The 12,419-nt window shown below is 38.8% G+C and carries 13 protein-coding genes and 1 tRNA gene; 10 read left to right on the forward strand and 4 right to left on the reverse strand.

Annotation, left to right across the window (positions count from 1 at the left end; genetic code table 11):
- The first annotated feature begins 31 nt into the window (after positions 1-31).
- Positions 32-382: a hypothetical protein gene (locus E0H80_RS00610; protein WP_131362270.1), complete on the forward strand. Its 351-nt coding sequence runs from the start codon at positions 32-34 to the stop codon at positions 380-382.
- A gap of 175 nt (positions 383-557) precedes the next feature.
- Here the strand turns inward: E0H80_RS00610 and E0H80_RS00615 are convergent, their stop codons facing one another.
- Entirely contained in the window at positions 558-776 is a 219-nt protein-coding gene (locus tag E0H80_RS00615; RefSeq protein ID WP_131362272.1) for a hypothetical protein, read from the reverse strand.
- Positions 777-1,329: 553 nt separating this feature from the next.
- On the opposite strand from E0H80_RS00615, the gene E0H80_RS00620 reads away from it, so the two are divergent.
- Positions 1,330-1,872: a serine O-acetyltransferase gene (locus E0H80_RS00620; protein WP_131362274.1), complete on the forward strand. Its 543-nt coding sequence runs from the start codon at positions 1,330-1,332 to the stop codon at positions 1,870-1,872.
- A 48-nt stretch (positions 1,873-1,920) separates the two neighbouring features.
- Here the strand turns inward: E0H80_RS00620 and E0H80_RS00625 are convergent.
- Positions 1,921-1,996 (reverse strand) — tRNA-Arg (locus tag E0H80_RS00625).
- Between the two features lie 178 nt (positions 1,997-2,174).
- On the opposite strand from E0H80_RS00625, the gene E0H80_RS00630 reads away from it, so the two are divergent.
- The 8 genes from E0H80_RS00630 to E0H80_RS00665 all read left to right on the forward strand — a co-directional run bounded on the left by E0H80_RS00630 (position 2,175) and on the right by E0H80_RS00665 (position 10,760).
- Positions 2,175-3,110, forward strand: coding sequence for an ABC transporter ATP-binding protein (locus tag E0H80_RS00630; RefSeq protein ID WP_067867824.1), 936 nt, complete (start codon positions 2,175-2,177; stop codon positions 3,108-3,110).
- On the forward strand, positions 3,107-3,880 hold the full coding sequence (locus E0H80_RS00635) for an ABC transporter permease (protein WP_067867827.1): 774 nt from the start codon (positions 3,107-3,109) through the stop codon (positions 3,878-3,880). Before E0H80_RS00630 ends, E0H80_RS00635 begins: the two co-directional genes overlap by 4 nt.
- Complete coding sequence (gene queF, locus E0H80_RS00640) at positions 3,880-4,695, forward strand: NADPH-dependent 7-cyano-7-deazaguanine reductase QueF (RefSeq protein ID WP_131362276.1); 816 nt, start codon at positions 3,880-3,882, stop codon at positions 4,693-4,695. The genes E0H80_RS00635 and queF overlap by 1 nt, the downstream gene beginning before the upstream one ends.
- Positions 4,696-4,721: 26 nt before the next feature.
- Positions 4,722-5,372 carry a hypothetical protein gene (locus tag E0H80_RS00645; RefSeq protein ID WP_131362278.1) on the forward strand — a complete coding sequence of 217 codons (651 nt, stop codon included), beginning with the start codon at positions 4,722-4,724 and terminating at the stop codon, positions 5,370-5,372.
- A gap of 934 nt (positions 5,373-6,306) precedes the next feature.
- Positions 6,307-7,308, forward strand: a complete 1,002-nt coding sequence (gene mltB / locus E0H80_RS00650; protein WP_131362280.1) for a lytic murein transglycosylase B — start codon at positions 6,307-6,309, stop codon at positions 7,306-7,308.
- Positions 7,309-7,594: 286 nt separating this feature from the next.
- Complete coding sequence (locus tag E0H80_RS00655; protein WP_067867839.1) at positions 7,595-8,203, forward strand: septal ring lytic transglycosylase RlpA family protein; 609 nt, start codon at positions 7,595-7,597, stop codon at positions 8,201-8,203.
- Positions 8,204-8,338: 135 nt separating this feature from the next.
- Entirely contained in the window at positions 8,339-10,147 is a 1,809-nt protein-coding gene (locus E0H80_RS00660; RefSeq protein ID WP_131362283.1) for an amidohydrolase, read from the forward strand.
- A 157-nt stretch (positions 10,148-10,304) separates the two neighbouring features.
- Complete coding sequence (locus E0H80_RS00665) at positions 10,305-10,760, forward strand: DUF962 domain-containing protein (protein WP_131362285.1); 456 nt, start codon at positions 10,305-10,307, stop codon at positions 10,758-10,760.
- Between the two features lie 33 nt (positions 10,761-10,793).
- Here the strand turns inward: E0H80_RS00665 and E0H80_RS00670 are convergent, their stop codons facing one another.
- Positions 10,794-11,324 carry a DUF3465 domain-containing protein gene (locus tag E0H80_RS00670; RefSeq protein ID WP_131362287.1) on the reverse strand — a complete coding sequence of 177 codons (531 nt, stop codon included), beginning with the start codon at positions 11,322-11,324 and terminating at the stop codon, positions 10,794-10,796.
- A 104-nt stretch (positions 11,325-11,428) separates the two neighbouring features.
- The gene (gene tsf / locus E0H80_RS00675; RefSeq protein ID WP_131362289.1) at positions 11,429-12,304 is read right to left on the reverse strand and encodes a translation elongation factor Ts; all 876 of its coding nucleotides are present in this window, start codon (positions 12,302-12,304) and stop codon (positions 11,429-11,431) included.
- Positions 12,305-12,419: the final 115 nt, after the last annotated feature.

The raw sequence follows: 12,419 nt of genomic DNA on the forward strand, positions 1-12,419 counted from the left end.
CATATAGTAAGTATTTGAGGGGTAATTCATTATGACGTCTCTACATTATTTAGAATTTGATCCAGCAGATAATCCGATGTACTTAAAAAAAGTAGGCAATTGGGTGCTGACATTTTTAAATTCTAGAGATGAGTTAGCCAACATTCAACTTGCAATTACCAGTGTATTGCCGCGCCAAGTCAGTGAAAATCTGCAACCTGTTCGAGTCATCATTCACGAAACAGCAGTTGAGAATCATTGGTTGATTCAGCAAATCGAATGTTATGACAGCGCCCAAGGCAGGGATGAACAATTCAGCTGTAATGATGAAATTGGAATTAAAGTCATTCAAAGCATTATGCAAGAATTTGTTAAATATGATGTCGAAGTAAATTTATTATGAGTTTTAGCCCTTGGCTCACTTCGGTGGGCTTTTTTTTATTTCATATCATTGATAATTAAAGATTCAACAGAGTCGAGATACTAAATTAAAGTTATTAAAAAACTCACCCTGTAAGTGAGTTTTTTATCTGTAATATTGGTAAATGAAAACAACTGGATATTTAACCATACGTGCATTACTCAACAATGCGATAAATACTGTCTGACTTGCAACTCTCAAAAAGCAATTCGATACTGGGTAGAATAATTTCACCATTTACAACAATATGTTCAATTCTTTGAAATATTGATAATTTATTCGACTCAGCGTGCTCCGGAATAGTTCGAAGTAATGCATACACTTCATGTATTTTACTAAACTGGTCTTTTACCTTCACCTCAATCATTTCATTCATAGTGTTTCTCTTGTTATCTGATTTAATGAGTCTTTTTATAGCATAGGTTCTTTCATATATAGGACTTGGAAATGTTAGATTTCTTGGCAATGTAATTTTTTATAATCAGATATCTAGCATTTATTTTAAATCATGCAGACAAAAAGTTAAAAATCACTCAAAACAGCATCCATTTTTCACAGCACACCTGAACTCGTTAAAATTAAAATCACAACAATAATTTTTTGATATAAAAATAAGAAAGCCCGCATTTCTGCGGGCTTTTATGTTGGAAGGCTAGTGCTGATTTATTGTTCAACCCTAAGGTTGTAAACTCAACGAGCTGTCATTAATCCGTCCAACTACTTTGTAGCGTCATCTACGACCTACTGTAGATTTACTATAAGCGCATACAATTTTTCTGGCAAGGCTAGTTAACACTCTAAAATAATTGTATAAAAAAAATACAATTGATAATTTTTAATTTTAGTAGATGATTGCATTCACTCCCCTATAGATCCTTCTTCAGTTGAATCGCGTAAAATGGCCCAGCATTTTTGACGAGTCTGACGCAATGTTAGTTCAATTAATTCTAAGTGACTTATATCGATACTGTGGCAACACCAAATTCAGTTCATTTATTAAAAATTACTTTTTTAATCGTGGCTTTAATTTCAGCTTTTGGCTACGACTGGCAGGCTCTCAATCCATTATTGCGAAATTTGCTTACCCAATTTTTTATTATAAAAAGAAAAAATACGGTATAGATATTCATTGCAGCACAAAAATAGGCTATGGACTCTATATTGGTCATGGCGGGCCACTTGTGGTTAACCCCACTACAATTATTGGCAATAATGTCAATCCTTCACAATATATTACCATTGGTGCAAATGGCGGCACTCAAGCTGCCATCATTGGTGACAATGTTTATATTGGGCCAAATGTTTGCGTGATTGGCAATGTGCATATTGCCAATAATGTTACGATTGGTGCAGGTAGTGTGGTAACGAAAGATATTCCTGAAAATGCAACTGCAGTCGGTAACTATGCCAAAGTAATTAATTATAATAACGCAGGAAAATCAGTAAATAGACGCTGGTCGATTGGAAATTAAAATTCCAAATAGAAAAAAGAGGACAAAATGTCCTCTTTTTTAAAAATTTGGTGCGCTCAGCGGGACTCGAACCCACGCCACAGGCTTCGGAGACCTGTACTCTATCCAGTTGAGCTATGAGCGCGCGTGCACATCATAACAAAAAAAACCATAAGGTAAAGCAACTATATAGAAGTCATCATTTTTTGTGCTCAGACTTTGAGCAATGTTCCATAATTGCAACATAGAATTCCTCCTTATTTACTTGGTTTATTAGCAAAGATCACTCACAATACTCATATTATTCACCATGTGAGAACTTTATGACTGATGCATTGAGCTTGAGAGACGTATCTAAAACTTACCGAAATGGTTTTCAAGCATTGAAAGGTATCAACTTAACTGTACCTGAAGGTGAGTTTTATGCACTCCTCGGACCCAATGGCGCAGGTAAATCGACCACCATCAGCATCATTAGTTCACTTACAAAAAAAACATCAGGTACAGTTGAAATTTTTGGCCATAATCTGGACACGCATCCATCTGAAGCCAAACAATGCTTAGGCGTTGTACCGCAAGAATTCAACTTTGGTCAATTTGAAAAAACTTTTGACATTTTAGTGACTCAAGCCGGTTATTACGGCATTCCAAAAAAAATTGCGGAACAACGGGCTGAGCAATACTTAGAAAAACTTGGTCTTTGGGATAAACGTGCCATTCAAGGACGTATGCTTTCTGGTGGGATGAAACGCCGTCTAATGATTGCCCGTGCCATGATGCATCAGCCTAAACTGCTTATTCTGGATGAACCGACTGCCGGTGTAGACATTGAATTACGCCGTTCAATGTGGGATTTTCTCACCGAAATGAATGAAAATGGCACCTCTATTATTCTGACTACGCATTATTTAGAAGAAGCAGAAATGTTGTGTCGTCGCATTGCCATTATTGACCGTGGTGTGATTAAAGAAGACACCAGCATGAAATCTTTCTTGAATCAGCTCAGTGAAGAATCCTTTATTTTTGATTTGGTCGAACCGATTGAACCCGTCAATATTGAAATTATTGGTGTGCGTTTTAATTTAATCGATCCTGTCACTTTAGAAGTCACCATGGACAAAGCACATACCGTGAATGAATTGTTCCAGCTTATGGAAGCGCAAGGCATTCAAGTGCGCAGTATGCGTAATAAATCGAATCGCTTAGAAGAACTGTTTGTGAAAATGGTCGAAAAAAATCTTGATGGAGCAGCGCAATGAACTTTAATCAACTCAGTGTTGCGCTCTATACCTTAGTGCATAAAGAAGTGCGTCGTTTTATGCGCATCTGGCCGCAAACCCTGTTACCTCCTGCCATTACCATGAGTTTGTACTTCGTGATTTTTGGTAATTTGGTCGGATCTCGTATTGGCCAAATGGGCGGCTTTAGCTATATGCAGTTTATTGTGCCCGGCCTGATTATGATGGCCGTGATTACCAATAGCTATGCCAACGTATCTTCCAGTTTCTTTAGTGCAAAATTTCAAAAAAGTATTGAAGAGCTGATCATGAGCCCTGTGCCGCTGCATATGATTCTATGGGGCTATGTGATTGGGGGTGTGTGTCGTGGCGTCTTGGTCGGCATTCTGGTGACTGCCATGAGCATGTTCTTTACTGACTTATATATCACCAACTGGTTTGTGACCATATATACCGTTTTAATTACCTCATTGTTGTTTTCACTTGGCGGTCTGATTAATGCGGTTTATGCGAAATCTTTTGATGATATTTCGATTATCCCCACTTTCGTATTGACTCCACTCACCTATTTAGGTGGTGTATTCTATGCCATTAGTGCCTTAAGCCCATTTTGGCAAAATCTCTCTTTAATTAACCCGATCGTATATATGGTCAATGCTTTCCGTTTCGGCATTTTAGGTCATAGTGATGTCAATGTTTCACTTTCATTAAGCATCATCACCTTATGTTGTGTGGCACTTTACGGCGTAGCTTACTATTTACTTTCTCGTGGTTCAGGAATGCGTGAATAATGAGTGTAGAACATTCTCCCTTAGGTAAAGAAACCAATTATCCGACAGACTATCAACCCGCTATTCTGTTTCCAATTGCACGCGCTCAAGCCCGTGAAAAATATGCCCATGTTGAAGGCATTCAGCAAGGTCAAGACTGGTGGCATGTTTTTGAAATTTCCTGGTTAAATGCAGCAGGCATTCCACAGGTTGCAATTGGTCGTATGAGCTTACCGGCATCATCGCCAAACCTGATCGAATCAAAATCGTTGAAGCTCTATTTTAATAGTATGAACTTTACTCAATTCGATTCAAAAGATAGTTTTATTGCGACGGTTGAAAAAGATTTATCAGCAGCGGCAGGCGCACCAATCAGCCTGACTTTATTCCAAGCAGATGATCTGGATATTTCTAAACCTGAAGGGATTTGTATTGATGATTTAAGCCCTGAACGCTTAGAGAACCATCCAGATGCGACTTTATTAAAATTAGATCCAGAAAATACTGACGAAGTCGAAATTCAACTGTATTCACATTTACTACGCAGTAACTGTCCGGTCACTGGTCAGCCCGATTGGGGTACAGTTTTTATTCGATATCAGGGTAAAAAACCTTGTTATCGCAGTATTTTAGCTTATATTATTTCTTACCGTCAGCATAATGGTTTCCATGAACAATGTGTGGAACAGATGTTTGCCGATATTTGGCAAAACCTTAAGCCAGAAAAGCTGATGGTCTATGCAACTTATACACGTCGTGGTGGATTAGACATCAACCCTTGCCGTGTATCGGATGCGACATGGATGCCTCGCCCCATTCGTTTGGCGCGACAATAAAATAAAGAACATTGAGGTTTTTTAACATGCCATTTTTTGGATTTATTCCTTCTGCAGAATTATTAAGCAGTATTCAAACCGCTCAGGAAAAGAAAAATTCCAGCGAACCGCTTTACCCTTTACGCGACAAGACCGCATTGCTGATTAATGAAGAGATCATTGATGGCATTTTGACTGAGCTGGTGCGTCGTTTTCCAGCCAGCGATAAGCGCGATACTGCTGAAAAACTGGCGGGCTATATCAAATCTACTGTTGCTGTCTTATTGAAACAGTTGATGGGTAAATCTTCAAATGATGTGGTTAAGCAATCGATTGAGTTTTCTGAAAAAAGCTTATTTAAAGATGCGGAAGGCAACTTGCGTGTAGGCGAGCATTTAGATGCCAGTTTGGTGACCAACCTCAAACATAGTTATGCCGAAATTAAAGCGGGTAATGACATCAATAAGGCGGCGCTCACCGAATCGTATAAGCAATTTGCTGAAGCGACCGTGCGTCATTTTATGAATGACTTTAACAAGACCCTAGATTTAGGCATGATCAAGCGTAAAGCAGCGGATATTGGCTCTGCTGCGGTGATTAAAGCCGTGCATATTGCAGTGAATAAAATTATTCCAAATTTGAATAAAGCCGAGCTTCTGGTACTTGCGGAATACCACGACACCTTATTTCATGCTTAAGTATTCTAAACTATCTAAAACCTAGCGATTGCTGGGTTTTTTTATGACAAAATTTTGCTCTCAAAGCATCATTAAACAAAGAATAAACAATACTGCCTTCATGGATGATTGATCTGAATCCATTTTTACAGATTTACTTTATCTTAGATTGATTGCAGAAACAGGGCATTTATCATTTTTACATTCCTGCATTTTTATGAAAAATTTTTCTATATATAGAGTGATGTGGGAAGCTAAATTCTATCAAAGCTTATTCTCTGTACTATTCTTATTCCGACCTAAATCATTATCCCTATCACCTTTATAGCAGTGATAATTAACAAAAAGTTAAATAAATAAATTTTTGTTTAGTAAAGCTATTTTCTGATTGTTAAATAATAGACAGAAGGCTATAGGCGCACACTCGTTTTTGCCTTTATGAAAGCTTTTTTATAGAGCTGAAACACAAGACAATCGGGAAGCATTATTTTATTTCATCGTTAAATATCAGATGATTTGATGGCAACAAGTATTCGTCTAATCAGACAACATATTCTGATGCTTTTCCAATCATATACTGTTTAAGAAAGCTCAATCACGGCTAAATTTATTACGCTAAATCTCGATAGACCTTATCATTGTAATTGCTACCAAACATCACGCCTGACTGGCTAACGTAATCGGATTAATTTTTATTTTTGTCCTTTTGTCTCTAACCGCAAAATATAGCCATCAGAACTGGTCTCATATACGTAAAATTATATGTAGAGCCACGATCTTTGTCTTTTTTTGTATATGTAATTGTTGTTGTAGCCTCAGTCAATGCTATCTTAACCATTTGAAAAATTCCGTTACCTTTCACGGATGGGTTTTCAATCCTTATATTTGTAATAGCGGCTTTTAGCGTCGTGATGTCAATTCACACACTGATTATGTTTTTGGAACTTTGAGTAATATGTTAAGTATCAACTTTTATAACAAAATTAAACGTCTTCCTTTACTTCTCGGTGCACTTTCTATCACCAGTTTCTGTCAGGCCAATGATTTCTACAATCTGCCTGCATATAACAGCTTTAAACAAAAAACCATGCAGACCTATGGTTTAAGTGCAGAGCAAGTCGATTGGGCTATGAATGGCTCAAAAAACCTTCCCAATATTATTAATATTATGAATCGCCCAGGCGAAAGTAAGCCTTGGTACGAATATAAAACCAACTTTATGGCTGAAAGCACCATCCAACGCGGAGTGCGCTTTAAAAATCAATATGCCGACACTTTAAACCGTGCTGAACAACAGTTTGGTGTGCCTCAAGCAGTAATTTTAGGTATTTTAGGTGTAGAAACGGGGTTCGGTGCAAATAAAGGTAATTTTGTCACTCGTGATGCATTGGCAACCTTAGGTTTTGGTTATGAGCGACGAGCACAATATTTTCAAGATGAACTCTCTGCACTGATTGCATGGTCATATAAAGATGGCATTCCCACCAATTCAGTGAAGGGTTCTTATGCAGGGGCAATCGGCTACCCTCAATTTATGCCAAGTAACATTCCCAAATTAGGCGTTGACTATGATGCGGATGGGCATATTGACCTTAGAAATTCAGCGGTAGATGCGATTGGCTCGATTGCCAATTATTTGTCTCAACATGGCTGGCAACGCAATCAACCAATTGGATTTTCAGCACGCTATACAGGAAATAATCCAGAATCGATTATCGCGAAAAATTTGGAACAGCCCACTCCTTATGGAGTGTTAAAGAATCAAGGTGTTACGCCAACAAATCCGATTGTGAAAATAGACGATCTAGATATGGTGAATATTATTCAGCTTCAAGAGAGTTATGCGCCAATTTATTATATAACTTATCCAAATTTTCAAGTGATTACGACCTATAACAAGAGCCGTATGTATGCCACTGCGGTATGGCAATTAGGCACCGAAATTGCCAGCCGTTAAGGCTGGTTTTTACCAAAAATAACAAAAGTCAAGGTTTTTTTATGCAAAATGGCGCACAAAACAGGCATTATAAACATATTGTTACAATATTGATTATTTTTTAACCGATAAACGTTCTATTTCTGTCCTTTTTGTAATATTTTCAGTTAAAGAGTAGACAGCTTTAGCATGGCATGAATATTATCCATCTCGTCAAATGTAGTTGCAAAAGAGAATTAACAGACTGGATTGCTTATATTTCAAGTTTTTAAATGAAATTAAGTCAATGGTCTTTAGGAGTTTAATAATGCATTCATCGGTTAAATATATTTTAGCTTTAACGACCACTTTTGCCCTGAGTCAGTCTCAAGCGGAATTGGTTCAGACATCATTCAACACAGATAATGACAACTCTCGCTTAGCTACGCGTGTACTTAATAAAGACGCTCAAAAGTTCAATTCACACTTCTCAAATTTAAATAGTCTTTCAATCACTGAGCGTTCTGGCGATAAAATCCGTCGTCAAACCATTGCAGCAAAAATTGAAATTCCTGAAGACGAGCCTTCAGTGATTGAAAAGCTAAATACTGTTGCATCAAATACAGTTCGTAAATTTAGCCAAACAGGTGCTGCATCTTGGTACGGTCGCCAGTTTCATGGTCGTAAAACAGCAAGTGGTGAAACATTCGATATGAATGGTCTAACTGCAGCTCACCGTAGCCTGCCGTTGAACTGCTATATCCGCGTAACCAATAAAACCAATGGCAAGAGTGTTGTGGTAAAAGTAAATGACCGCGGTCCATTCCATGGCAACCGAGTTCTAGACTTGTCTTATGGTGCTGCGAAACAGTTAGGTATTACCAATGCAGGTACTGCAAAAGTAAATATTGAACGTGTTGATGGTCCAAATTCATAAGATGATGCTTGCCTCCTAATACATTTGACTTAAAAGCCACGTAATGTGGCTTTTTTAATGCCTGAAAAAACTTTGTTTTAAGCCTGCTCTTGGTGTTTAATAAATACAGCGTATTAATAATGATAAGAGTCGAGGATGAATATATTACCGAAGCCCCAAAAGCGCCATACACCTCACTTGATCGCCAAATGCATCATTTCGGCAGTCCCATTCACTTTGCTTGTTGCATGCTCAAATTTACCTACAGCACAACATGAACCGGTTCAAGAAAAAGCATCTAATACTCTCTTGGTTTATGGTGGTCCCATTTTGACCATGGAAGGAATGCAACCGACCTATGTCGAAGCCTTACTGATTCAAGCAGGTCATATCCAGTTTAGTGGAAAACTTCAACAAGCACGTAAAATCGCCCCACAAGCACAGCAACTTAATTTAGAACAGCGCACTGTCATCCCAGGTATCATCGATGCACATAGCCATGTCAACAGTGTCGGCTTACAACAAACGGTTGCGAATCTTTACCCTCCTCCCGATGGAGCAGTGAGCGATATCCACACGCTAATTGCTGCCATGAAAAGCTGGCAGCAGCAAAACCCCGAATTTTTTCAGACATCCGGCTGGATTATGGGCAACGGTTATGATGATGCTCAACTCAAAGAGAAACGCCATCCTACAGCAACAGAACTGGATCAGATCTCTAAGGATCAGCCGGTCTTGATTCTGCATCAATCTGGTCATCTAGCATCGGTAAATCATAAGGCTTTAGAAATACTCAACATCAATGCAAAAACACCCAATCCGTCTGGTGGCGTGATTCGTCGGATGAATGACTCCATGGAGCCAAATGGTGTGCTTGAAGAAAGTGCTGTTTTTAGTGCCATGATGCAAGCTTTTAAAAATGTCCCGCCCGATATTATGGAGAAAATGGCGCTTCTGGCTATTCAGACCTATGTCCAAAATGGTTACACAACCGTTCAGGAAGGTCGTGCGGATGCAGGCACAAGTGAATTATGGCGAAACTTGGCCAAACAAGGAAAACTATCGATTGATTTGGTGGCTTACCCCGACATCAATAACGAAAAACAATACATGCTTAAATATGGCACGAGTCGCAACTATGATCACCATTTTCGCATAGGGGGCGTTAAAATCAGTCTGGATGGATCACCTCAGGGTAAAACGGCATGGCTGACCCAGCCCTATTTAATTCCACCAGAAGGCAAAGCTAAAAACTATTCAGGCTATCCTGCCTTTCCTGACAATAAAATTTTACAGGACACAATTAATCTAGCATTTGAACATCATTGGCAAATCTTGGCTCATGCCAATGGTGATGCTGCAATTGACCAATATTTAAATGATATTAAAACTGCAACCCAGCACTATCCTAAATTAGACCGACGCAATGTCATTATTCATGCGCAAACCATACGTGAAGATCAGCTAGACAAAGCTAAATCTCTTGAGCTCATTCCATCTTTTTTTTCATTACATACTTATTATTGGGGCGACTGGCACAGAGAAGAAACACTGGGGGTCGAGCGGGCAAATCGTATTTCACCGACAGGCTCTGCGTTACGCAAAGGAATTTTGTTTACCGAACATCATGATGCTCCGGTTATTCCACCTCATAGCATGATGACGCTGGATAGCACTGTAAACCGCGTTACACGCAGTGGCAAAATACTGGGTGCTGAACAACGTGTTAGTCCTTATATTGCCTTAAAGTCGCTCACCGACTGGGCGGCTTACCAATATTTTGAAGAAAATAGCAAAGGAACTCTAACGAAAGGAAAACTGGCTGATTTTGTAATCCTGAGTGACAACCCTCTGACTGTTCCGAACAACAATATTAAAGATATAAAAATACTCTCAACTTACAAGGAAGGTCAGCAGATTTATCAAAATCCCAGCTTTAAAAATATAGAACTTAAATCTCCGTGACACACCTGATATACGGTTTTAGATTTAACTACATATTCTGTTTATTTAAAATGAACGAGGCTGAGCTTCCAACTCCTTTGACCCCTCCCTCGTTCTGCTTTATATTTAATTTGAATAAAAATAAGTCTGTGGAACTTAATTCCTGCTGGAGTGGAGAATGAAAACAATAACCGAATGGCTAGATGAATACAGTGACAGCCATCAAGACAAAACCAACAAAGCCATTCATTGGGTTTGTGTGCCTGCAATCCTTTTTTCAATCATTGGAATTCTTGCTCATTTCAGTGCGTTACTTACCGCCCTGATATTAGTGTTAACTTTTATTTTTTATGCGCGCCTTGATCTGGTACTTGCTGTGGCAATGGCAGCCCTACTGATTGTTATGGCATGGCTTATTTTTATTTTACCTGTGGGTACCGGATTTTATATCGCAATTTTCGTTTTGGCCTGGATTGGACAGTTTTATGGGCACAAAGTCGAAGGTAAAAAGCCTTCTTTCCTTAAAGACCTCCAATTCCTCCTCATTGGCCCGGTATGGTGTATGGATGCCTATCTAGGTAAATTGATACCCAAATGGAAAAAACGCCAAAAATCGCAAATGAGGGTAATTTAGACACCTTCATCATTTTAGCCTTTCGAAGAACCTTTATTGATAGGTTCTTCCTTTATACTTTAACCAACCATTCGCATGATTTTTTTGTGGATCATGATGAGTCCAATGAATTACCCCACCTTGATCACTGTATTCATATTCACCATAAAATTGCACAATTTCACCCTTTTGCAAGTCATCCAAGCGTGGGCTTAAGTCGATATTATGAGCCACCAATACCGTTTGCCCATTCCCCAATTCCAAAATAAATTTTTGATGCCGTGAACCCTCATTATCATCACGCAAAACAGCTTTCACTCGCCCACTTGACTGGACTTGAATATCACTTTTTTGTTCTCGAAATGCCTGTTGAATTTTTCGATCATTATTTTGCGTGGCTAAATTTGCTAAATTCGAATCTATAGATGCTTTCTGTTGTGATTTCGATAAAATTTCGGCTTGTGGTTCTAAATCCGTGAGCGTTTGATTTGAAGTATTTTGCTGTTCTTGTAAATCAATTCCCAAATATGCGGCAATTAATACAATAATAACTGCGCCACCCCCCAGATTGGTTTTATTTGCCATCTCCGCTCCTCAAAATTTAATTATCTTCACAGAAATAATCTTTATAAAAAAAGCCCCAAACGGGGCTTTTTTCAAACAATTTAACTTAAAAAATCAAGTTAATCTTATTGTGCAGCAGCTTGAGCAGCAGCAACTTCTTCAGCGAAGCTCATTTCTGCTTTCTTTTCAATGCCTTCGCCTACTTCAAAGCGAACGAATTGAGCAACTGTAGTAGCAGTTGACTTAAGAACATCGGCAACTTTCTTATCGTTGTCGATTACGTACATTTGACGCTCAAGAACAACTTCGTTCAAGTATTTTTCAACTGAACCAGTTACCATTTTTTCAACAATATTCGCTGGTTTACCAGATTCTAATGCTTTCGCTTCAGCAATTTCTTTTTCTTTAGCGATAAGATCAGCAGATACGCCTTCAGCATTTACAGCAACCGGATTGAACGCAGCAACGTGCATTGCAATACCTTTACCAGTCGCAGCATCACCAGTGTAAGACACAACAACACCGATTTTTAAACCGTGTTTGTAAACTGCAAGGTTTTCGCCTTCAACAATTTTCGCACGACGTACTTGGATGTTTTCACCGATTTTTTGAACAAGAGCAATACGCGCTTCTTCAACAGTTTGGCCATCTTCAAGTTTCAATTCAGCAATTTTAGCAGCATCAGTTTCGTTTGCAGCAAGCGCAGCAGCAGCAACTTTAGCAGAGAAACCAGCAAAGTTTTCGTCTTTAGCAACGAAGTCAGTTTGGCAGTTTACTTCTAAAAGAAGCGCTTTATTGCCTTCTTGAGCAACCGTGATCGCGCCATCAGCAGCAATGTTACCTGCTTTTTTAGCAGCTTTTGCTTGACCTGATTTGCGAAGATTATCAATCGCTAATTCAACATCACCATTCGATTCTGTTAATGCTTTTTTGCATTCCATCATTGCAAGACCAGTACGGTCACGTAATTCTTTTACCATGCTCGCAGTAACTGCAGTCATGTTGTTCTCCTAAATACGGTAGAAAAATGAATCTGTTCAACAAAAACGGCCCAAAGTGTTCTCTGGGCCGTTCTGCTTTCTTGACGCTTAATTTGCCACCATTACATGGCGCAAA

The organism is Acinetobacter sp. ANC 4779, assembly GCF_004331055.1.
GTDB lineage: Bacteria > Pseudomonadota > Gammaproteobacteria > Pseudomonadales > Moraxellaceae > Acinetobacter.

Bases quoted from the DNA above. Each gene is read 5' to 3' on its own strand.
- E0H80_RS00610 (WP_131362270.1), top strand. From the start codon at position 32: ATGACGTCTCTACATTATTTAGAATTTGATCCAGCAGATAATCCGATG.
- E0H80_RS00615 (WP_131362272.1), bottom strand. From the start codon at position 776: ATGAATGAAATGATTGAGGTGAAGGTAAAAGACCAGTTTAGTAAAATA.
- E0H80_RS00620 (WP_131362274.1), top strand. From the start codon at position 1,330: ATGTTAGTTCAATTAATTCTAAGTGACTTATATCGATACTGTGGCAAC.
- E0H80_RS00630 (WP_067867824.1), top strand. From the start codon at position 2,175: ATGACTGATGCATTGAGCTTGAGAGACGTATCTAAAACTTACCGAAAT.
- E0H80_RS00635 (WP_067867827.1), top strand. From the start codon at position 3,107: ATGAACTTTAATCAACTCAGTGTTGCGCTCTATACCTTAGTGCATAAA.
- queF (WP_131362276.1), top strand. From the start codon at position 3,880: ATGAGTGTAGAACATTCTCCCTTAGGTAAAGAAACCAATTATCCGACA.
- E0H80_RS00645 (WP_131362278.1), top strand. From the start codon at position 4,722: ATGCCATTTTTTGGATTTATTCCTTCTGCAGAATTATTAAGCAGTATT.
- mltB (WP_131362280.1), top strand. From the start codon at position 6,307: ATGTTAAGTATCAACTTTTATAACAAAATTAAACGTCTTCCTTTACTT.
- E0H80_RS00655 (WP_067867839.1), top strand. From the start codon at position 7,595: ATGCATTCATCGGTTAAATATATTTTAGCTTTAACGACCACTTTTGCC.
- E0H80_RS00660 (WP_131362283.1), top strand. From the start codon at position 8,339: ATGAATATATTACCGAAGCCCCAAAAGCGCCATACACCTCACTTGATC.
- E0H80_RS00665 (WP_131362285.1), top strand. From the start codon at position 10,305: ATGAAAACAATAACCGAATGGCTAGATGAATACAGTGACAGCCATCAA.
- E0H80_RS00670 (WP_131362287.1), bottom strand. From the start codon at position 11,324: ATGGCAAATAAAACCAATCTGGGGGGTGGCGCAGTTATTATTGTATTA.
- tsf (WP_131362289.1), bottom strand. From the start codon at position 12,304: ATGACTGCAGTTACTGCGAGCATGGTAAAAGAATTACGTGACCGTACT.